Genomic DNA, 25,024 nt, shown 5'->3' with positions numbered 1-25,024 from the left:
TTGATCAAACAATAAACGGCACGGATATCAGTTTTAGGTACATGAAACTAGTGATAATAATTTTATCCATCAAAATAAAACCAATAAAAAATAATTATTAAAAATAATACCGGCCCATCATTATCCAGGAAGTAAAATCCGGTGAAATATAAATGCAGTCGTAAAATCAGCTGATTATTTATACCGGCATTTTTGCTCCCACAAAATCAACCTTCATGAGCGCATATTGATGATGTTTGATATCCGATCCGAAATGACAACTATAATTTTCGAAAACATCCACGGTATTCACATACCACTTACGGCCATCCAGACAAGCTATCTCATTCTCTGCCACATGAAGGGAGGATAATGATAAACTAATACCTCTTCCATCTGCTTTAAGAATCGCTTCCTTTTTTGTCCAGTATTTATAAAAGACTAATTCCGGATCACCAGCGTGTTGAATGTTACACCATTCTTCTGCAGAAAACTGGTTACAATATTCAGCGACCTGGATAGGCGCGTGCATTTCTACATCAATGCCTATCCGGCCGGTAGCACCTACGGCACAAACCACCAGGTGACCGGAATGCGAAATACTAAAATCCGGCATACCAGGAATATATGGGCGGCCATAATTCGTATAGGCGATATTGTTAATTGCCTGCTCACAATTCGCCTTCGCCAGTGCCTGCAATAACAATAATCTGCCCAGGAGGCTCGCATGTGCGTCTTCCCATCTTCTGAATTTGCAGATTTTCTCTCTCATTTGTTCCGGCAGCATCTTCAGCAACCAGGAAAAATGTGCCGCTGGCAATGGCGTATTATAATAAGTATAATAAATAACCGGAGCCGTCTGCTGGATATACATTGCGAACAAAATAATTTCGGCTATAAAGACCAATGGACTATTTTATTATAACAATAAGTACGCCCCCGATCCGATGCCGGGGTGCGTCCTTATGTTCCATCTCCACCAAGAAACAAAAGAATAGACTATTAATTGCCAACAGCCAGGTCAGCATTCACAACGCCCCATCCCAGGGTACCATTCCTATTAGGATAATTGCTGGAAGCGCGCTTCATCCTGGCTACAATACTATCTCTCGGATAAGTAGGATACTTGCTCCATACCAGGGCTGCAATAGCCGAACAACTAGCTGTAGCCACTGAAGATCCTCCCACTGTATTAGGCGCATTGCCGGTTGCAGTAGTGGTAAGTGGGTTAACGCCGGTGCCGGATTTTTCCATGATGATGTCAAAAGCTACCTCTGCTCCGGTGTGGCAATCTTCGCAAGGGGTGATACCGTTATCGGTTACACCTGTTACAGCCTGCACCTGTGGCAAATAAGCAGGATACACTACGCCAATTGCTGAACCCAGTCCTGCGGTGGTAGTACCTGCGGCACAGAACATCAGCTTGCCTTTATTGTATGCATAGTTGATACCATCGGTAATGTGGCCAAAAGCAAAGAGTGTTCCCAGGCTCATGCTGATGATTTTCACATCGGCATTATCACCACCTGCTACGTACGCATCACCCACGCCCTGTACTGTTTCAGTAGACAGGATGATTACATTTTCTGCCGCATGTACTGTTATCAGGTTACTGTTATAAGCAATACCTGCACTGCTGCCGCTCACTCCTCTTGGTGCAGCAATCACACCGGCCATTTTAGTACCGTGACCACATACATCAGCAGGTGTGCCGCCAGGGAAAGTAGCTATTTTTTCTATGGTCCTGCCGGTTGAAGCACCCTGGTTGAAAGCGCTTCCCAGGTTAGCCTGGTCCGGACTTACACCAGTGTCTATCAGCATCACTTTTACATTACTGCCGGTAGATTTGGTCCATGCTTCGGGAATATGATGATAAGCATAGTTCCAGGATTGTTTGGCACCAGGCGTGATGTTTATATAGTCAACACCGGCTACAAGATTAGTTTTAGGCAGATTATCATCACATCCGAAAGTGAGAAACCCTGATTCTGTGTGGGGTGTAGATATGGCGGTACCTCCGCTATTCGTATTCATATACTTTCCATAACCTACCGGCTCCACATAACGCACCAGCTTTGATGCCCGCAGTGCTTTTATGGTTGCCAGGCGGCTTGCTTTCACATAAAAAACAGGCAGCTTCTGAGACTGGTAAGTAACCAGGTTTTCTGCTAACTTACCTGTTTGTTTTTCCTTTTCAGCAATAATGCTTAATACCTGTTGCCTGGCGGCATCCCAGCTCTGGCTGCGGATATCGATTTTATCAATCGTTTGACCAACATTCTGTACGTCAGCAGGCTGGTATCCAACAGATAAAATGCTATCGCCTTGTACCAGTGCACTCCAGGCCACATTATCGCTTACTACTTTCCAGTCGAAGCGGCCGGTTTTGCGCAGTTGTTCGTTGACCGTGGCATTGATCGCAGATTTTGGTATTACTTCCTGTGGGTTGCTATCCGCAGGTGTACTAATCAGCGTTGTTTCCGGTCTGCTACAGGAAACAAATGCTGAAAAGAAAATACCCGCTGCAAATAAATAAGAAATTTTCATGAATAATGATTAAGGGTAAATAAAGAATTGAGTGTTTAACAGGTGTGTTATTCTAATAGTTAAATTGATGGAGAAGATATGATTAAGCAATGCTATGATCTGTTTTGAAAACACGCAATTAATCCGGCATCACTACGCCAATATTCTTTCTAATCGCTTCGTGGTAATAATATCCCCCTATGGCGATATCAAAAATAGCCATGCCCATTGGGTTAAACATTACTACAGCATCGTCCTTTTCTTTCAATACATCCTTACAAACAATATCCGAAATAGACAGGGTATCACTTTTTTCCAATCCCATTACCTTATGCATGTTTTCTATATCTGTATTCTGCCGGCACACTTCTTCCCAGTCATCTACAATCACTACATCCATATGCCTGATCATTTCTACTTTATAATCACGTAAAGAAACATTGAGCTGAAGAGAAGATTTTACCGGGGGCAGATCTACATATGGGGCAGCAGATACCGTACAGGTGATAAAAATATCTGCCACTTTATAGCTGTCCTGCCAGGAATCCACTACTGTTATTTTGCTTCTCAACACCGGGTCCACCTGCGACAGGTCTACCCCATTGATATCATACAATAACACTTTACCTATACGGTTACCTAATATATCGGATACCATTTTCAGGTGCATTCGTCCTATCGGGCCAAACCCGGTAATACCTACTGTAAACTCCTGGTTTGTATTCCGGGTAGCCAGGAATCGCTGTAGTACAACACCGGAAACTGCAGCAGTGCGGATCCCGCTTATGGCAGCAGTATTGATAATACAAAGCGGTATTCCCGAATCATGTTCATTCAAAATAGTCACCGAATGTGCCCGTAACTTGTTCTTGTAAATATTGTCAGGAAAACTGGCGATCCATTTAATACCAGCCAGGGGTAGCTCCCCGCCTACGTATGCCGGCATAGCAATAATCCTGTTTTTCGGATCACCATAACGGAGATAGGGCTTAATCGGTTGGGAATAGTCATTTTCATGAAGTGCTGCAGTAGCGTTGGCAATAACACTGGTTAACTCCTTCCAGTTGATTCCTATTTCATGAATGTGATCCGCGTTGAGATATAGCATAGTTTTACTCTTTTATATTTTAAGCGACGGTAGCAGATTCTAATTTAGCTGCCAGTTGTTCTCCCCATTGCTTATTGTAGATAGTATCCAGGTAAGTATGTCCTTTATCAGGAAAGATCAACAATGACACAGGAGGTATTAAATATGATTTTTCGTTGAAATAGTTTTTAGCTGCCAGGTATACGGCACCGGAAGAAGCACCGGCAAAAATCACCTGTTCATTCAGCAGCTCAAAACAGCCTTTGATGATATCTGTTTGCGATACAATCACCACATCATCGATGCTGGCATTTTTTATAATAGGGGGTACCTGGCTGGCGCCGATACCTGAAATATATCTCTTCACAGGAGGGGCATTAAAAATCACGGAACCTTCCACATCCACCCCGATGATTTTGATATCAGGATTTTTTTCTTTAATACTTTTGGAGATGCCTGTAATAGCACCACTGGAGCTTACTGCCACGAAAACATATTCAACAGGCACAGGGCAACGAAGAATCTCTTCTGATAAGCCATAGTATCCTTTATAATTATTCGGATCGCCATATTGATCGGCGATAAATGAATTTTCCGTAGCAGCATGCAATTTATTTACCGTTTCTATACGGGTTAGCAGGTACCCGCCGGTGCTATCTCTTTCTGTAATTTTCACCACCTTATAGGACAACAGGTTGAGTAATTCCTCATAAGCACTGTTGATATTTGGATCGATCACAGGAATAAATTTCAGGTCGAGCATTTTACAGATGGAAGCCACTGCTATTGCAAGGTTACCAGAGCTGGAGGCGATGATGGTGGTGTTTTCATTAATACGTCCCGACTTGATCCCATTATAAACGATACTATAGCCGGCACGGTCTTTTGAGCTTCCAGAGAAATTGTTGTACTCCAATTTGGCATATAAGGGGGTTCTGGTATTCCTCAGAGACATCAGGGGAGTATTCCCTATAAAAGCGGATAGTTTTTCAAGTTGCTTAAGCATATGCTATTTTTTGGTGTAAAAAAGGAGGAAACCTGCACCTGTGGATAGGTGCAGGTACATAGATCTAACCGCCCCACTGCATTTGCAATGAGATCAATTTATCCATTGGGTCAAATAATGGTTATACCTAATAATCGGGGAGCAAACAATCAGGGGTTAGTATTACTGCAGTTCAGCCGCCAACACTTCTTTCCGGTCGTACAACAGTTCCTTTTCTCCATACAGGCGTTCTGCAATGATACCCCGGGCCTCACACTCTTTTACCAGCTTATTGGATTGAATAATGGGATTAGATTCATCGGTATATTTAATACTGCTGATGAATTCCAGCCACGGCTCCATTCCCATCGCATATACGTAGGCCTCTTTCGGGTTAAAGATATTGACCAGCGCCATTCCTTTTGTACAATCAGATCCGGCCAGGCGACGACTTCCATCCTGATCCCTGGTAATCTTTTTGGTTAACAGCGGGCCATACAGCCAGGTAAGCGGTGCACCATCACATTCCATTCCCAGGAACATGACATCCACATCTCCAATCTGCTGGTGTATATGCTTATAAAGACCAGACTCCACAATCCTGGAATCTGCCAGGAACAATAATTTGAAGCCGCTGATCTGTACCAGGTAGCAGGACTTGGTTTGAATGTTCAAGTCGCTGTGTTCACCGGTAAATGGCAAGCCGGTAATAGTGGTATCAATAAATTCGATGGTTTCCATTTCATCTATTGCCACCACATTGTTGAAGCCTATGTTTTTAAACATGAGTTTCAGATCAGGATCTTCCAGTTTACCACTGCAGGTGCGCGGAACGATCAGGTTCTTAATTTTGTGGCGCAAAGGCAGTAATGTTTCAAACAGGATATGGTCCTGGTGATTATGAGTAATCAGCACATAATCAATAGTATCCGGCAGATCAGCATCAGAGAAGTGTTCGATATCGCTGTCGTATCCGTAGTAGCTGATCAGCGGATCTACCAGGATGCTCACATCCTTTGTTTCCACGAGGATACAGGCATGCCCGAAGTAACGCATACGAATTTTGTCGCCGGTATATTTCTTATACACTGGTGGGGGCGTTTCCGTGAAGAAAGTATCAAACAATGCTTCCTGGTCTGCGGAAATGTTCAGTATTTTCTTAATCTCTGCTAATGAACCACCCCCTCTCTTCATGCGGCTGAGTACATCAATGCCGGCATGGTCGAATGGTATGGGCAGATGAAGTACATCTGGTTCATCCAGCCGGGGCGTACTAAGGCAAAACGGTCTGTGGTCATTATTGGTGATCCACAGCGCAATGCTTTGTGCTTTCTTGTTATAAAACTCGCTTTTATACAGCAGGGATTCAAAAAAGCGAAAATCTGCATTATTGTTGCGATCGTAATAAAGTTCCACGTAGCCTTTCAATATATCCGGTACTTTCTCATACACCGTTTCCAGTCCAAAACCTTTACACTCTGTTGCCAGTATCTTATCCAATTCTTTGGCAGCCTGGGCAAACTGGATCACTTTTTCCTGGCGTTTCAGAATAGTTTCTTTCAATGCTTTCACCTCTGCTACCCGGCCTCCGCCAAAGTCCATGAAGGGACCTCCTTTCATTTTCGGATTCAGGACTGCTTCTGCGTGTATACTGGGATCATCCAGGTAGGAATCCATGATGGTAAGATGCCTTGCAATGGTATTCATGGAAGCGGTTGCCGGAGATATCAGGTGACTCCATGCATACCACCGGTCGTACAATGGTTCCAATACCACGTTGGGTTTGAGGTATACTTTTTTCTCACTCATAATTGATATGATTTGTAATGAACAACTAACTTTTTAGCGATGATCTGAATTATTTCGTAAGGGTATTTAAATATAAAAAAGTGATGACCGGGCATACGTCTGAAGTCGACCGTCATATTAGTTTCTTTCTGCCATAAATGAATCTCCTCCTGTTTCATATTTTCACCGGTACCAGTTATAACGGTCATGGGTATATTAAGCATTCCTTCCCGCAGGTAGTTATAGTTTTCCGACACTTTAAAATCTGCCCGCAAAATAGGTTCAATATATTCCAGCAACTCGTTGTTCTGCAGTATTTCATCAGGGCTTCCATTCAGGCTTCTGACTTCTTCTATAAACGTCTGCTTGTCCATGAGATGCCTTTTCCGTTCTGTCCGCGACGAAGCGGCAGGCCCGGGAGTGCCTGTAATAAACAGGTGCAGGGGCGGCGTTTTACCGTTTTCAATAATTTTCCGGGTCAGCAGATACGCCATTAACCCGCCCATGCTATGACCATAGATAGCATAGGGAGATTGTTCCAACCGGCTTTCTATTTGTGCGTATAAATCAGGTACCAGCTGATCAACATCTTCTTTAAGCGGCTCACTCATCCGGCTCCCTCTCCCAGGGTACTCGAGCGGTACCAGGTTGAGGAAAGACGGTAAATTCTCTTCAAACAACCGGTATGAATATTTGCTTCCGCCGGCAAACGGCAAGCAGAAAAGGTTAATTTTCTCCATTGGATAAAAGTTTCGGCGCGGCAAATGCGCTTTTCAATATTGATAAAGTGATCCCGTTGCCGGAAAGAATATCCCGGCAGCAAACAAATAAAAATGCATTTTGGAAAATTGCTGGCAACAACAAATCAGGTTCCTGCGGATAAAAGGTTAATCACTTTTTACGCCACCAGGATTTTGCATACCTCGGAAGAACACACCAATACGGAGACACATTTCGTCTGATAGCCCCTTCTGATCAATGTTTCAGGCTTCCGGTAAAAAACATATATTTCACGAAAGGTTAAAGCTGTCGCTAATGTGGATGCAAATCTTCCACATCATTTGAAAAAAAATCAATGTACCTGTTTAAATAAACACCTGGGTTACGGCAAAAAAAAGAATTGTTATATAATGGAATTTATCTGGATAGTACTTACTCGGGCTTCATCTATTTCTTAACCGTTGACGTTATTTAAGGGTTTCAGGCTATTCGAGGGATTCAATTAACTATCTATCGTTGTACAAAAACACTTCCCATCAGATCATTAATAATTCAAAAATAGCAAACATATTCAATTCAACAAAAAATCACTTGCAGTATCGTGTGCTTTTTTTTTAGGAAGACTAATAACCTGTTTACAATCATCAAAATAAAAATCTCCCGAAACCCTTTACAACAGGAAGTATCAGCAGATTGCATCCGATTGCGGCAACGAGAAAAAAATTTCAGTGGTGATAATTAATTAATATTAATGATAAAATCTCCCTGATTCCATTGCCAGAAAAAAAAATATACATAACTTTCCAACTGCTGCGAAGCACCATATCCTGTATGGCTTTTACTGCTTCGCATATTCAGCAGATACCCTTACATCAGCTCCAGTAAACCCTTTTACATCATCCAATATTTATCAATGACTGTGCCCTCCTTAACCAGCAACAAGAAAAACAAGTTTGCCAAAACACTGCGATTGTTCAAATACCTTCAACCATACTGGGCAACCATTACCGCAGGTATGTTGTTCCTTTTACTATCCAGCCTGGCAAGCCTGGCATTCCCTGACGTACTTGGCCGGCTAATTGATGCAGGCAAACAGGCAAACACGCGTTCCAACATCAATATAATTGGTCTTGAATTATTAGGCCTGCTAACTATGCAATCGGTCGGCTCATTTTTCAGGACTACACTGTTTATAAAAGCCGCTGAAAGGGCATTGGCCACGCTACGGCAAACGGTTTACAATCACCTGATTCAACTACCTATGAACTTCTTTCTTACGCGACGCGTAGGAGAACTCAATAGCAGGATATCTTCAGACATCACACTACTGCAGGAAACCTTCACTACCACATTGGCTGAATTTATCCGGCAGCTGATTATTATTGTTGGTGGGCTCACCTTCCTGATGCTAACGTCTATCAAGCTGACTATATTCATGCTGGCGATATTGCCGGTGATGGTTATTATTGCGGTGATATTCGGACGGTCTATCCGTAACTTCTCCAGCAAAGCACAGAACCAGGTAGCATCTTCCAGCACCGTAGTAGAAGAAACCTTACAGGGAATATTCAGCGTAAAAGCCTTTGCCAACGAGTTCCTCGAGATGAAGCGCTACCGGGAATGCACCAACGAAGCAGCTAATATTGGTATCCAAAGCGGGAAATACCGGGCAGCTTTGTCGTCCTTCATTATTATGGGCATCTTTGGCGCATTGGTAGCCGTAATATGGAGAGGTGTTATCATCGGAATGGACTCAGGAAAGTTGTTCTCCTTTGTGCTGTACTCCGTATTTATTGGCAGTTCCATTGGCGGACTCACAGAAATATATGCTTCCCTTCAGAAAAGTATCGGCGCTACCGAAAATCTTTTTGCTATACTGGATGAACCTGCCGAGCCCTTATCACCCGTCACTGGTATCGCTAACGAACATGTGCTGCAGGGTGATATCAGTTTCAGGAATGTATCGTTCCGCTACCCGGGAAGAAATGATACCCACGTACTCAGTAAAATGTCTTTTGATGTGAGCGCCAACCAGAAAGTAGCTCTGGTAGGCCCCAGCGGCGCCGGCAAAAGCACTATCGTATCCTTACTGTTACGCATGTACGATCCTTCGGGTGGCCATATTTATTTCGACAAGAAAGAAAATAATTATTTTCCGTTGTCAACGCTCCGCTCACAAATGGCCACCGTACCGCAGGATGTATTCCTTTTTGGAGGCACCATTAGTGAAAACATTGCCTACGGCAAGCAGGATGCTACGGAAGCAGAGATCATTGCTGCCGCCAAAAAAGCAAATGCCTGGGAATTTATTGAACGGCTTCCCCTCGGACTACAAACGATAGTAGGTGAACGTGGCATGCAGTTATCCGGTGGTCAGCGCCAGCGCGTAGCCATTGCCCGCGCCGTATTGAAAGCTCCCCGTATCCTGATCCTCGATGAGGCTACCTCCGCACTGGATGCAGAATCAGAAAGACTGGTCCAGGACGCCTTGAATAAACTAATGGAAGGACGCACATCCATTATCATCGCACATCGCCTGGCTACCATCCGGCAGGCCGATAAAATCATTGTTATCGACAAAGGTACTATCGTAGAAGAAGGTACGCACCATGAACTGGTAAATACTGACTACGGACTGTATAAGAATTTATGTGAGATGCAGTTCACACAATAAAAGCAACAGTTCCCAAAATAAAAAAGCAGCACCGTGTAAAACGATGCTGCCTTTTTTTTGCTATTACTACTATACCTATGAAGTCTGCAATTTCCCCAGCTGTTCTTTCAGGTATGCGGCCAACACCAGCACATTTTCCTCTTCCAGCATGGAGCCGTGATGCCCCGGCACTATGGTTCCTGTTACCGTTTCTGCATATTCCGACCAACCCAGGTGTTCATCCGCTCCACGCCACTGGTTGGCTGCCGCTTTCGCTACTATCAACGGCGTGCTCACTTTCCCGGTGATGGTATAATCCATCGACAGGTTACACCGGTGAACATCTGTTAACCGTAATACAAATTCTATATAGTCATTACTCAGCTTGTCTTTAATGAAATCCAGTACAAAAGGAATCACTTCGGTGGCGGATACTGTTTCCAGGGCTTTGCCCAGATCCCCTACCCATGCCGGATGTGGTACGGAAATGATTTTGTATTGTTCAAAGATCCATACCAGCGATTCAAATACCTCGCCTCCTATCAGTTCCTGTTGTTGCACCCGCTGTTTTACCACTGCCGTAGTATCAAGTATAGCTGCAAATTCCACTTTGTCGCCACTATCCTCCAACTGCCTTACCATTTCATGTACAATATACCCTCCAAAAGAATGGCCCATAAAACGATACGGCCCAACCGGCTGCACTTGTTTCATCCACGTAATATTCTGCGCGGCGATGCTGGCAAAATCCTCAAGGGGTTGCTCCCCTTCAAATATTCCCTGCATATATAATCCATATACCGCGCAGGTATCATTCAATGCCGCCGACAACTGTTCGTAAGCATCACAAAGCCCGATGGCGCCCGGCAACAGGAATACAGGGAAATTCCTCGGTCCTTTATTCAGCAATACAATATGCTGACTGGCAGATGGATCCATCAACAGCGCCTGCCCGTTACTCCGTTCCCATTTTCTGCGTTCATCCAGTACCGCTGCCAGTGAGGCAACTGTAGGGAACTCAAATATTTCCCGGTTGGCGATTTCCACCTGTAATGTTTTTCTGATTGTCCAAACTACACGGACCACCAGCAGGGAATGTCCACCCAACTCAAAGAAATTATCGTATATGCCTATCCGTTGTACCCCCAATAATTCCTGCCAAATAGCGGCAATAGCTGTTTCTGTATCATTGCGGGGAGCTGCATACTTTCCACTCAGCAATTCATCTGCTGCAGGATCCGGAAGTGCTTTTTTATTTACTTTTCCATTGGCCGTCAGCGGCAGATTTTCCATCCCGATCAGGAGTGAAGGCACCATATAATCCGGTAACCTGCTCTTTAGGAAAGCAGTTATTTCATCCCGGTTAAAATGTTCTTCGGGCACCACATAGCCCACCAGCCGTTTCATGCCGTTACTATCTGTTTTGGCTAATACAACAGACTTCTTTACTCCGTTACATTGCTGCAAAATACTTTCCACCTCTCCCAGTTCCACGCGGTATCCGCGGATCTTCACCTGGTCGTCCAGTCTGCCCAGGCATTCTATATTCCCATCAGGCAACCACCGGCCAATATCACCAGTTCTATAAAGGCGGGCTCCCGGTATTTTACTGAAAGGGTCCGGAATGAATTTTTTAGCCGTCAGTTCCGGCTGATGCAAATACCCGTTGGCCACCTGTACCCCGCCGATACACAATTCTCCGATTACACCTCTACCGCAAAGTTCACCGTTAGCATCCAGGATGTACATCGCCACGTTCGCAATAGGCCTACCTATTGGTGGTAAAAACCTGGTTTCAAAATCGGCGGCTTCCACCTCATAAGAGGTGACCACATGCGCTTCCGTAGGTCCGTAGTGGTTATATAATTTTGCGCCGGTATTATCCAGCAGCGCTTTGATGTCATTATCCAGCCGCAGTTGTTCTCCCGCGGTAAATACAGCCTCCAATGAAGCAGGATATAGAGACACCAGTTTTGCATACTCCGCAATACTTTTCAATACCACATAAGGCAGGAACAGGTAATTGATCCCTCCCCTGTCTATCAGGCGTAATAAAGCATCCGTATCTCTCCTTGTATTTTCATCTACCAGGTAGATGGTATTACCAAAGCATAAGGAAGAAAATATTTCCTGGAAGCTCACATCGAAATTCAGGCTGGCAAATTGCAGTATACGTTTGGGTTGTTGTGTGTCGAACTGGGTTTGTTGCCAGAACAACAGGTTAATAGCTGCTGTAGCCGGCATTTCTACACCTTTTGGATTACCGGTGGTGCCCGAGGTATAGAGAATATACATCAACGGTGCGGGCGTTATCTTCCAGGTAACCTTGTCCTGACTTTCTTTTACTATCAAATCCTGGTATGTGTCTATTTCTACTATTGTTGCACCGGGATACAGATCTATTTTGGGTGCACAGGCGCTGCTGGACACGATGACCTTGCCGTCGATATCGTTGAGGATATAACGGATACGGGCTTCCGGATATTCCGGGTCTATTGGTACGTAGGTTCCCCCGGCTTTGAGGATACCCAATACACCCACTATCATATTCAGCGACCGCTCTACACTTATTGGCACCAGTGTACCGGTTGTTACCCCTATGCTTTGCAGGTAGTGCGCCAATTGAGTGGAACGAAGATCCAATTCCTGGTAAGTAAGTGTTTCTTTCCCGGCAACAACTGCTATTTCATTTGGGCAAAGTGCGGCGCGGGTAGTGAATAGTTCCGGCAATGAAACGAGTCCTTCAAAGGCCACCTCTGTGGCATTTAAGGTAGTCAGTAATTCATCACGTTCTGCGGCTGCCAGCATAGGAATTTTTCCGATAGTGGTGTCAGGTGCTTTCACAATGGCCGCTAACAATTGTTCGAAATGCGTTATCAGCCGGTCGATGGTTTCAGCAACAAATAAGTCGGCGCAATATAACACGGTCCCCATCAATCCTTCCGGGCTTTCATCGAAGCTGACCATCATGTCAAACTGCGCGGTGACCCGTTCCACGCCTTCCTGTATCAAAGGCACTTCTCCCAGGCTATGCGACTGTACCTCAGGCGTGTTCTGTAATATAAACATCACCTGGAACAATGGGTGCCGGCTCAGATCACGTTCTTTCACCACTTCTTCCACTATTTTTTCAAAGGGCACTTCCTGGTGTTCATAAGCACCTAAAGTAGTTTCTCTTACCTGTTGCAACAGCCTGGTAAAGGAAGGCTGGTTGCTCAGATCAGAGCGCAAGGCCAGGGTGTTCACAAAAAATCCGATCAACCCTTCTGTTTCCTGTTGCGTTCTGCCGGCAATAGGGCTGCCAATACAAATATCTTCCTGGCCACTGTAGCGATACAACAACACTTTAAAAGCGGCCAGTAATGTCATAAACAAGGTAGTACCCTCCTGCCTCGACAATACCTGCAACTGTGCCGACAACGTTGCAGGAAGTAAAAACCTTTTTGTGGCGCCGCGCATACTTTGCACAGGCGGACGTATAAAATCTGTGGGTAGTTGCAATGAAGTAACACCCGTCAGTTTTTCTTTCCAGTAATTGATTTTTTGCTGTAGTACCTCGCCAGATAAATACTGCCGCTGCCAGATGGCAAAGTCTGCATATTGTATGGGCAATAACGGCAGGTTGGGACTGCGTTTATGCAGGTACGCATCGTACAGCTCTGCCAGTTCCCGCATAATAATACTGATCGACCAGCCATCAGAAACAATATGATGCCAGGTAACCACCAGTAAATGTTCGCCTTTATCCAGTACTACCAGGTGTGCCCGTAGCATATGATCCGCAGACAAATCGAATGGCGTGGCAATGAGTGCCTGTACCAAATGTTCGAGTGCTTCCGGATCATTGATATACTTTTCGTCTTCCACCACCTGCAGCTGCCAGCGGTCCTTTTCTCTTACCTGTTGATATGCCACCCCTTCTTCCGACACCATTACCGTACGCAATACCTCATGACGATTGATCATGGTCTGAAAAGCGTAGGCCAAAGCTTCCCTGTCGGGGTTAGTGCCCAGCCTTAGCACCAAAGGCACGTGATAATGCGTACTTCCCTGGAACTGGTCTATGAACCATAAACGTTCCTGGCTGAATGATAAAGGAATTTTTGCACTACGGTCTCTCGGAACAATGGCCGGCACAGTAGCAGGAACACAGCCTTTCACCTTCTCCGCCAGGAGCTGTATGGTAGGGCTATCAAAAATATCACCGATCTGTACGGCTGCCTGCATCTCTTTTTTAATAGCCGACATCAGTCGTACCGCCAACAAAGAGTGCCCTCCCAATTCAAAGAAATTATCGTATATCCCTACCCGTTCTACCCCCAATAGCTGTTGCCAGATAGCCGCCAGTTGCTGTTCTGTGCTATTGCGCGGCGCAACATAAGCATCCGCCTGCGACAATGCTATATCCGGTGCAGGCAAAGCGCGTTTATCCACTTTTCCATTGGTGGTAAGGGGTAGCTGCTCCAGCGGTATCAACAGCGACGGTACCATATATTCCGGCAAACGGGTATTCAGGTATTGATGAATGCCTTCCCGGTCGAATGAACCGGCGGGCACCACGTAAGCAATCAGCCTGTTATAACTACCGTGTTCATCTTTGCCGGCAATCACTACATTTTGCTGTACCCCTTCGCATGATTGTAACACACTCTCTATTTCGCCCAGCTCTATCCGGTGGCCACGTATCTTCACCTGGTCATCCGTACGACCCATATAAGCGATATTGCCATCCGGCAACCATCTCCCCAGATCACCGGTACGGTATAAACGGACAGTGGTTTGACGATCAAAACTATGCATCACAAACTTCTCTGCTGTAAGTTCCGGGCGATGCAGGTAACCACGCGAAAGCCCTTCTCCACCTACATATATTTCCCCTGGCACTCCAATCGGACATAGTCTTCGACGGCTATCCAGGATATAGGCTACCCGGTTATTCAACGGGCGCCCAACAGGAATGGTATGCGCCAATGCCGCATCATCAATTTCACAGGTCAGGGAGAAAGTCGTATTTTCCGTAGGGCCGTATCCGTTAATCACTATCATATCCGGGTAAGCCTTCCGTATCTTTTCAATGTGTATCTCCGAAAGTTTCTCTCCACCGGCCAATATGGTTTTCAATCCCTTAAATACACTGATATCTGTATCTACCAGTTGATTCAACCAGCTGGCTGTAAACCACATGGTGGAAACACCCCGGCTGCGGATCTCTGCCTTCAGCAAACTACTATCCAGTAAAGTATTTAGTGAACAAAGCACCAGCTGACCACCGTTCAGCAACATGCCCCAGTACTCCAATGTACTGGCATCAAAAGAAGGTGAACCTGTTGACAGCAAAATATCTTTTGGTGTAAGTTTAAGATAAGCTGTTCCCCGTACAAGGCTTACTACGTTATTATTGGTTACCATTACTCCCTTAGGCTGTCCCGTAGAACCGGAGGTATAAATAACATAGGCCAGATTATCCGGCTGTGTACCACTGTCAACCGCTTCTATAGACTCTTTGCTGAGTACCGCCCAGTCGGCCTCCAGGTCTATGATATCCAATGCAGGATTCACTCCCGGCAAAATAGCTTTGGCGGCAGTGTTCCCAACAACAATATGAGCAGCTGTATCTGTCAGCATCCAGGCAATGCGGTCGGCAGGATATTCCGTATCAATAGGCACATAGGCACCTCCCGCCTTCAGAATACCCAGGATACCAACAATTAATTCCAACGACCGGTCCACACAAACAGGTACCATTACTTCCGCTGTTACACCTTTACGCTGCAGGTAGTGCGCCAGCTGATTGGAGCGTTCATCCAGCTCCCGGTAAGTTAAACTCTGGCCTGAAAACGTCAGCGCAATCATGGAAGGAGAAAGCCTGGCCTGTTCGGAAAACAGTGCGGCAATTGTTTTATCCTGTGGATAATCGCTGGCCGTTTCATTAAACGCCCACCGTAGCTGTTTCTGCTCTTTAGGTGTTAACAACTGCAATTCGCTGATGCTTGCAGCAGGGGCATCCACTACCGCACGAAGCAATTGCGTAAAATGCCCCATCATCCGTTCTATTGTTTCCGCAGTAAATAAGTCGGCACAGTACACTACAAATCCATTCAATCCGTCAGGGCCTTCCTGCAGGTACACCGTCAGGTCAAACTTGGCTGCTACTTCTTCCGTGTCCAGCTGCGACATTTGCAATGCGCCCATTTGCAGCGAATCAGCCTCCGGCACATTCTGCAATACAAACATTACCTGGAACAAAGGATGCCGGCTCATATCACGCTCCTTCACTACCAGTTCCACAATTTTTTCATACGGCACTTCCTGGTTTTCATAAGCACTCAGCGTGGTTTGCTTTACCTGGTGCAACAAGGATATAAAAGAAGGATCATCCTGCAGATGGGTACGCAGCGCTAATGTGTTAATGAAGAAACCTATCAATCCTTCTACTTCCTGTTGTGTTCTGCCGGCTATCGGGCTGCCAACACAAATATCTTCCGCACCAGTATAACGGTTGAGCAGCACATTGAATGCCGCCAGCAGCGTCATAAACGGCGTAACACCTTCCTGTTGTGACAGGGCCAGCAAACGTTCTGACAGCGCTTTATCCAGTTTAAATTCGTGGGTATCACCGCGAACACTCTGCACCGCCGGCCGTATATAATCTGTGGGTAACTGTAACGTACTTACCCCGGTAAGCTTTTCTTTCCAGTAGTCTGTTTTTTGTTGTAATACTTCTTCGCTCAGGTGCTTTCGCTGCCAGATAGCGTAATCTGCATACTGCACAGGCAGCACAGGCAACTGTGCCGGTCTGTTTTCCACAAAGGCGGCATATCCTTCTTCCAACTCACGCACCAATATACCGGTAGACCAACCATCAGAAGCAATATGATGCAGGTTAAGCACCAGTACGTGATCTGTTTCACCGAATACCAGCAGATGCGCCCGCAACATATGATCCTGTTGCAGGTTGAAAGGCACATCAATCAATGATTTTATGTAGTCTCTGCATGCATTGGTTCCGGGCCTGAAGCGCAGGTGCTCTATAATGGTCATGTGCCAGCGGTATTTATCCAACACCTGCTGCCAGGCCATTCCATCCTGCTGCACAATAACGGTACGTAATATCTCATGCCGGTTGATGATCAGCTGCAACGCCTGCTCCAGGGCGGGTTTATTGATTTCCCCTTTCAAATGCAGGATATGTGGCGTATGATAATGTACACTTCCTTCCAGCTGATCTATAAACCACAAACGTTCCTGGCTATACGAAAGCGGGATATGTGCGGGTCTTTCCAATGCTACCAGCGGAGGTATCGTACTTTTTTCACTGCCGCCGGTAATTCTACCTGATAAAGCAGCAATAGTGGGATAATCAAATACATCCCCGATACTGATTTCCACTTCCAGCTTTTTCCGGATGGCAGATACCACGCGGATGGCTAACAGCGAGTGGCCTCCCATTGCAAAGAAATCATCATGTACACCTACTTCATCCAGTTCCAGCAATGAGCACCAGATAGCGGCGAGGGCCAGCTCCGTTGGTGTTGAAGGTACTGCTGAAGCGGCGCCCGGGCTGTCCCTGTCGGGATCCGGCAGGGACTTTTTATCTACTTTACCGTTGGCCAGTAATGGAAACTTATCCAATACCACCAACGCCGAAGGAATCATGTATTCCGGCAGGTGCTTTTTCATACCGGCAATAATGGCGGCCGTATCTACCTGGCTGCTTTCCGCTATCACATAACCAATCAAACGCCGGCTGCCACTGTCTTCTCCACGCGCTATCACCACGGCCTGATGCACGGCATCCTGCTGTAGCAAGGCCTTTTCTACTTCTCCCAGTTCCACGCGGTAGCCACGAATTTTCACCTGGTCATCCACACGACCGGCAAACAGGATGTTGCCATCCGGCAGTACCTTTACCAGGTCGCCGGTACGGTATAATTTTGAAGCAGCCGCTCCTACAAAAGGATCTGCAATAAAGCGTTGCGCTGTTAAATCCTTATTATTCAAATAGCCTGCCGCTACCCCCTCACCACCAATGTATAATTCACCCGGAACGCCTACAGGACATAACTTCCCGGCAGCATTCAATACATATACCCTGGTATTGGAAAATGGTTTACCAACCGGGATATGGTGACCATAAGCATCGGTATCATTCACTACATGCAGTAGTTTTCCTATAGTCGTTTCCGTTGGTCCATAGTGATTCACAATGGTGCAGTGGGCGCCATAAGCGCGAATGCTCTTCTCCACGGCTGTTTCCAGCGCTTCGCCTCCGAAAATGAGCAGCTTCTCCGGCAAGAGTAGTCTGCCGGAAGCTGACAGCGCTTTCCAGTGGGAAGCCACAATTTTGATACAATCTATTGGATGAATGGAAAAATAATTACTTAACAATTCACCGTCACTGATCATCTCCTTAGAGAATATGTGCAGCGTTCCTCCTGAAATCAATGGCGGAAATAAAACCGTGTTCCCTAAGTCGGTAGCAATGCTGGAAAGCAATCCGAAGGAGCGGCATTCCTCTACCGGCAGCGCAGCTTTCAATCCATACAGGTAATCCACCAGGTTGCGATGGGTAACGATCACCCCTTTAGGGTTACCCGTACTACCGGAAGTATAAATTACATACAATGGTGCATCCGGTGCAGGTTTACCTGTTGGTTCGGCCACCGGGCAGTTATTGATAGCGGACTCGTCTCCGTCCAGCGTTACCACACGTGCTGTAATCCCTGCAGGCAGCTTTGCCTTACCGGCATTATTACTCACGACAATGTCGGCGCGGGTATCCTCCAGCATAAAGGAGATACGATCAGCCGGGAAATCAGGATCGATAGGTACATAAGCAGCTCCTGCTTTGAGGATGCCTAGTATTCCCACCATCATCTCTGCGGATCTTTCTATATATAACGGTACCAGGGAACCCTCCTTCACGCCCAGGTTACGCAGATAATGGGACAGTTGGTTCGACCGTTCCTCCAGCATACGGTAACTAAGCCTGGTATTATCAAAAATCACGGCCGGCGCGTTGGGACTATATGCGGCTTGCGCAGTAAAAAGATCTATAAATGTTTTATCAGCCGGGTAAGCTACCTGGTGGGAAGATAATAACTGCGCCTGCTCAGCCGCCGTATGCAACTGAATATCCTGTAGCTGCAATGCTTCTTTCTGAATGATCTGTAATAATGCCTGCTTAAAATGACCGGCAATTTTCTCTGCATAAAACGTATCCAGCAGATCACTGTTGTAGCTGAATAACAGGCTTGTTTCTGCACCAATGCCAATGATAATGGTTAAAGGATAATTGGTGTGCGGATGCACTTCTACCTCTGTCACTTTGAGCTGCCACTCCCGGGAAGCCACCACTTCTCCCACCGGGAAATTCTGGAAGGTAATAGAGGTATCAAACAAATCGCCACCCACGGCGGTCCATTGCAGGATATTATTCAGGGCTGTATACTGGTACTCCCTGCTTTGCAGTTGCGTTACCTGCAACTCCCGCAGCCACGCAGCTATTTCCTTTGCCCCGTCTGCATTCGCATACAGTGGCAATGTATTGATGTATAACCCCACCCGTTGTTCCACACCTGCCAGATCTTCCGGGCGCCCGGAAACCGTTACGCCGAAAGCCACGTCGTTGCGACCGGTATAAACCGACAACAGGTAACTCCAGATACCCTGCATCAGTGTATTTGGCGTAATATGCTGTTGCTGCGTATAGTCGTTTATTTTCTCTGTAAGCGCAGCATCTAACCTGATTTTCTCTTCCCTGTATACGCCAACACCTTTTGTACGTGCCGTGGTATCGCCTACAAATGGCAGCAGAGAACCCTCTTCCATGTTTTTCAGATATGCCTGCCAGTAAGCGGCTGCCGCTTCTTTGTCCTGCTGCTCCAGGTAACGGATATAATCTTCATAACGGTCTTCCGCTACTTCAGGCAAACCATTTCCTGCCAGCAATGCTTCATAATTTTCCAGCAATTCCCCAATCAATATCGGTTGAGACCATCCATCCAACAGGATGTGATGCACCGTCCACAATAACCGGTAACGGTCTTCCTCCAACCGGATCAAGGTGATCCTCATCAGCGGCGCTGCTTTAAAATCGAAACCCTGGCGCAGGTCGGCCTCCTCAAATACACGAAACGCCTGTTCCTGTTCCTCCCGGCTTAATCCCCGGTAGTCCAGCTCTAATACAGGTAATTCCACGTCTTTATAAATACATTGTACCGGTATACTCAATTCATCTACATAAAAGGCACTTCTTAAAATACTATGGCGAAGCAATAAATTTTGCCAGGCCTGTTTAAAAGCAACCGGTTGTAAATGCTCCAGTTCACAATTCATTTGTTCTACATAAGTGCCCGACTGCTCATTATACAATCCAAGGAACAACATCCCTTCCTGCAATCCGCTTAACCGGCATAAGCCGGTTAACTGTTCACGTCTTGGTGCGCCGTTATAAGGAGCTTCCAAAAATTTTTCCAGTGCCTCATTGGATACTTCCCTGCCAAGCCCATAGTCAGAAGGAGTATAAACAGGTACCTGTTGTGATATACAATGGGAGATGATTTTTTCGAGATGGGATAAACAGTTGGCCGCCAGCTTTTCTATGGTAGCAGTATCAAAATGTTGAAGACTGAAAGTCCAGTTAAACACCAGTTCTCCGCCTTCTACCATGCTGTTAACAGCAATTTTATCATGCACCGGGAAATCTTCGCCCATCGGCAATCCCGGTGACTCAGACACGCCCGTTAAAACGCCTGCCCTGCTAACGCTGTTATCCAGCTGACCGAGATAGTTAAACACTACCTCCCATGGGTCTTTTTCGGGTAAATAATCTGCCTTGCTGATATATTTCAGCACGCCATATCCGAGTCCTTTATCTGTGACCTGGCGTAATTGTTCTTTAACAGATGGGATCAGTTGTCCTTTCCTTTCATCTGCCGGCACTTCGATCAATACCGGGTAAAGATTAGTAAACCAACCAACGGTACGACTGGTATCTATATCTTTTGTCAATGCCTCCCGCCCGTGTCCTTCCAGCCCAATCAGCACGTTGGGATGGCCATTCCACTCCGCCAAAGTAAGTGCAAGTGCTGTCAGTAACAGGTCGTTTATTTCCGTATGATATGCTTTCGATGCTTCCTGCAGTAAGCTTTTCGTTTGTGCAGATGCCAGTACAGCGGTATGATGTCCCATATCCGCCATAGTGATTTTACCGCTATAGGTTTTATCTACGCGGAGCGGCGTATAACCAGCTGCTACCTGCTGCCAGTATGGTTGTTGCTCCTGCAGGCTACGGCGCCGGCTATACGCTGCCAGCGCGTTATACCATTGACGGTAAGAGCTGCTCTTGGCGCCTAATACTTCCTCTGCTTTTTTGCCGGCATCTTCCTTTAATAATATCTGGAGATCTTCCAGCAGGATGCGCCAGGATACACCATCTACCACGAGATGGTGAACTACCAGCAATAAACGGTTAGTAGCCTCCCCTACTGGTGTCAACATCAATACAGGGCGGATCACGTTGCCCTTACTGATATCCGGGCTTCGCTGCCATTCTTCGCCAACAGCCGTGATCCGGGCGGGTAATTCTTCCGCAGCCGTTTGCTGCAAGTCTACAATTTCCAGCTCACCACTGGCGGTAGCATATTCCTGCGTCCATCCGGCATTAGTATGACGGAATGTAAAACGTAATGCATCATGGTATTCCACCAGCTTCCTGATGGCTGTTGCCAATGTATCTGCTGTTACGCTTTTATCTATTCCCAGCAATACAGACTGATTAAAATGTGCAGAGGTATCGCCGTCTACCAGGTCAAAATACCATTGCTGCACCGGCAGCAACCCGCTTTCGCCGGAGAGGATACCTTGTTCGCCGGTGGCAGCATTATCGCTGCGTCCCTGCAACAGCACCGCTAACCGTTCAATGGTTTGATGAACAAACAGGTCCCGCGGCTGCAATATATATCCTGCGCGCCTCACCCGGCTAACTACCTGGATAGTGATAATAGAATCGCCGCCGAGTTCAAAGAAGTTATCGTATATGCCTACCCGTGCTACTCCGAGCAAGTCCTGCCAGATGCCTGCCAGGGTTTGCTCTATCGGGCTTACAGGCGCTACATACCGCTGCTGCGTCAAGGCTGTGATATCAGGAGCCGGCAACGCTTTTTTATCTACTTTTCCATTTACATTCAGTGGCAACACTTTCATTTCCATGAGGAGAGAAGGCACCATGTAATCGGGTAGTCTTTCCTTGAGGTAAGCAATAATTTTCTCTCTTTCAAATGGGCCCTCAGGAACGATATATCCCACCAATTTGTTATAATGACTATTGTCTTCTTTTTTCACCACTACTACCACCTGGCTTACCCATGGGCAGTTCTGCAGCACACTTTCTATTTCACCCAGCTCAATACGGTAACCCCGCACCTTCACCTGGTCATCGATCCGGCCTGTATACACAATAGTGCCATCTGCCTGCCAGCTAACCATGTCGCCGGTTTTATACCAGCGACCGGGATGACCTTCCAGCGTAATAAATTTCTCCGCTGTAAGACTTTCATTATTAATATACCCGGCAGCAACACCATCGCCGCCGATATATAATTCTCCGTTTACACCTATTGGCACTGGTTTTCCGTGATGATCCAATACCAGCAACTGTGTGTTGGCTAATGGCGCACCAATAGGAATAGTACGCTTCCCGGCTGTTTCATTCACCGGGTAACAGGTAGCATATACCGTGGTTTCTGTAGGCCCATACATATGCACGATCCTGTTGGGTCCTAACAACGACAGGGCACGATCTACGTGTGGTACAGATACCAGTTCACCTCCAAACAACAGCTTACGCAAAGATTGTAATCCACTCAACCTGTTATCGGCAAAATTGTTGAATAGCGCGGTCGTCATGAAGCAGAAGGAAATCTGTTCCCGCTCCATAATGGCCGCCAGTTCATACACATCAGCAGCTGCCGCATCCGGAATCATATGCAGGGCAGCACCTTTCAGGAGTGCGCCATAAATATCATAAGTGGAGCCATCAAAAGCATAATTAGACCATTGCAGTACTTTATCTTCCGGCACAATGGCAATAGGTCCGGGCTCATATACCAGCTTTACAATATTGCGATGGTTCACCGCAATTCCTTTAGGCTTGCCGGTAGATCCGGAGGTGTACATCACGTATACCACGGCATCACTCGTCACATTTACCGCCAGCGCATCTGATTCATAAGACAATGCTCCCGCGATGGGTAACCCCGTTCCTTCCGGTAATTCCAGCGCATCAAATAACTTACTATCTGTATACAGCACATGATTCACACCGGCATCCTCCAATATAGATTTCACCCGCTCTGAAGGATATTCAATATGAACAGGCACATATGCATTGCCACTTTTCAGAATTCCCCATATCCCCACAATCATTTCCAGGCCACGGTAAGACAGCAGGCCTACGTAGTTCCCCTGCCCTGCCCCCTGATCTCTTAAATAATGGGCTACCTGATTGGACCGGTCATCCAATTCCTGGTAGGTAAGCTGCTCTCCCTCATAACTTACTGCGATCGCAGCAGGTTTACTCTTCACCTGTGCCTCAAATAATTCCAGCACTGTTTTTTCTGCAGGATAAACACTGCCTGTAGCATTGAAAACATCCAGCAGCAGTTGTTCTTCTGACTCGCTGATCACAGGCAAGCTACCAATGGCTGTTGACGGCGATTTTACAATAGCCTTTAACAACTGTTCGTAGTTAGCGATCATCCGTTCAATGGTAGCTGCACTAAACACATCCACCCCGTATTCAAGAATACCCGTTAATCCCTCAGGGCCTTCCCGAAGGTTTAATGTGAGGTCCAGTTTAGCCGTATCGTGTTTGATTTCTTCAGTGAAAAGTTGTACGTCGCCTAAGGTAAGATCGGTGCCTTCCGGTATATTCTGCAGGGCAAACATCACCTGGAATACCGGTGTACTGCTCATATCACGATTCTTCACCACCGCTTCCACAATTTTTTCGAAGGGAACATCCTGGTGTTCATAGGCTGCCAACGTTACTTCCTTTACCTGTTGCAGGAGATCTGTAAAGAGAAGATCATCTGTCAACTGGCTGCGTAAAGCCAACGTATTTACGAAAAAGCCTACGAGGTCTTTTACTTCGCGTTCTGCCCTGCCTGCGATGGGACTGCCCACACAGATATCGTTTTGACCGCTATAGCGGTATAACAGCACTTTAAACGCGGCCAGCAGCGCCATGAACATCGTTGCATCCTGTTGGCGCGCCAACTTTCTCAGGGCAGCAGCCAGTTGCTGATCCAGTTTAAACTCCTTCCTGGCACCGCGGGTACTTTGTATAGGTGGCCGTTTATAATCGGCTGGCAACTGCAGCACAGCTACTCCTTCCAACTGCTTTTTCCAGTAGCCCAGTTTTTTATCCAGTACTTCTCCGGAGAGATAACTACGCTGCCAGGCAGCGTAATCTGCGTACTGTACCGGCAATGGCTCCATGCCTGCACTGTGCCCCTCTGTAAAAGAAAGATACCCGGCTACCAGTTCGTGTACAATAATTCCTAACGACCAGCCATCAGCAGCAATGTGATGCAAGGTCACTACCAGTACAAATTCTTCTTCCGCCAGCATTATCAGGTGTGCCCGCAACAGATGATCCGCCGATAAATCAAACGGGATATCTACCAGCGATTTTATATACGCCTGTAGGTCTGTATCCTTTCCGTAATAACTTTTACCATCTTTCACGATCAGCTCCCACCTGTCTTTTTCCTGCACCTGTTGAAAAGCAACACCATCTGTTTGCCAGATGACGGTACGCAACACTTCATGCCGATTCACAATCCACTGCAAAGCTGCTGCCAGCGCTTCCAGGTTCAATTTACCTTTCAGCCGCAATACCGCCGGCATGTGGTATTGTACACTTCCCTCCAGCTGATCAATAAACCATAACCGTTCCTGGTTAAAGGATAGCGGAATACGGGTAGATCCGTTTCTATGAACAGGAATAATTTTCTCATGCCGGGATGTCGTCTCTGTACCCTGTTGATATTTTTGAAAATATTCAACCAGGAATGCTTTATTTTCTTTCAGCTCACTGAGTATCGAGCTGTTAACCGTTTTCTTTTTATCGGTTTTTACAATCAGTTTATCGTTATCGAAAGATACATTAACGCCGTTATCTTTTGCTTTTTCCAACAGGTCAATAATATCCACCAGGTTAAATCCAGGCATCTTTTAATAGTTTAGGTATGAAAAAAGGCAGCTACTCCTGCAACACAAT

At 46.3% G+C, this 25,024-nt stretch carries 8 protein-coding genes; 1 reads left to right on the top strand and 7 read right to left on the bottom strand.

Going from position 1 to position 25,024, the window contains the following annotated elements:
* Window positions 1–178: 178 nt before the first annotated feature.
* The 6 genes from J7623_RS27615 to J7623_RS27590 form a co-directional block, all read right to left on the bottom strand.
* Window positions 179–853 carry a 4'-phosphopantetheinyl transferase superfamily protein gene (locus J7623_RS27615; RefSeq protein ID WP_291927204.1) on the bottom strand — a complete coding sequence of 225 codons (675 nt, stop codon included), beginning with the start codon at window positions 851–853 and terminating at the stop codon, window positions 179–181.
* Between the two features lie 128 nt (window positions 854–981).
* Window positions 982–2,526, bottom strand: a complete 1,545-nt coding sequence (locus J7623_RS27610; RefSeq protein ID WP_291927202.1) for a S8 family serine peptidase — start codon at window positions 2,524–2,526, stop codon at window positions 982–984.
* 118 nt (window positions 2,527–2,644) lie between these two features.
* The gene (locus J7623_RS27605) at window positions 2,645–3,613 is read right to left on the bottom strand and encodes a 2,3-diaminopropionate biosynthesis protein SbnB (protein ID WP_291927201.1); all 969 of its coding nucleotides are present in this window, start codon (window positions 3,611–3,613) and stop codon (window positions 2,645–2,647) included.
* Window positions 3,614–3,632: 19 nt separating this feature from the next.
* Window positions 3,633–4,598, bottom strand: coding sequence for a pyridoxal-phosphate dependent enzyme (locus J7623_RS27600; protein ID WP_291927199.1), 966 nt, complete (start codon window positions 4,596–4,598; stop codon window positions 3,633–3,635).
* A gap of 162 nt (window positions 4,599–4,760) precedes the next feature.
* Window positions 4,761–6,386: an MBL fold metallo-hydrolase gene (locus tag J7623_RS27595; RefSeq protein WP_291927198.1), complete on the bottom strand. Its 1,626-nt coding sequence runs from the start codon at window positions 6,384–6,386 to the stop codon at window positions 4,761–4,763.
* Window positions 6,383–7,105: a thioesterase domain-containing protein gene (locus tag J7623_RS27590; protein WP_291927197.1), complete on the bottom strand. Its 723-nt coding sequence runs from the start codon at window positions 7,103–7,105 to the stop codon at window positions 6,383–6,385. Before J7623_RS27590 ends, J7623_RS27595 begins: the two co-directional genes overlap by 4 nt.
* Before the next feature lie 893 nt (window positions 7,106–7,998).
* Between J7623_RS27590 and J7623_RS27585 the strand changes: the two genes are divergently transcribed.
* Window positions 7,999–9,759, top strand: coding sequence for an ABC transporter transmembrane domain-containing protein (locus J7623_RS27585; protein WP_291927194.1), 1,761 nt, complete (start codon window positions 7,999–8,001; stop codon window positions 9,757–9,759).
* 75 nt (window positions 9,760–9,834) lie between these two features.
* Here J7623_RS27585 and J7623_RS27580 read toward each other — a convergent pair whose 3' ends face one another.
* A complete protein-coding gene (locus tag J7623_RS27580; RefSeq protein WP_291927190.1) occupies window positions 9,835–24,975 on the bottom strand; it encodes a non-ribosomal peptide synthetase in 15,141 nt (5,046 codons plus the stop codon).
* Between the last annotated feature and the right edge of the window lie 49 nt (window positions 24,976–25,024).

This window comes from Chitinophaga sp. (assembly GCF_017745275.1).
Classification (GTDB): Bacteria; Bacteroidota; Bacteroidia; order Chitinophagales; family Chitinophagaceae; genus Chitinophaga.
Note: the sequence above shows the minus strand (reverse complement) of the source record. Positions and strands in the feature narration are given on the sequence as shown.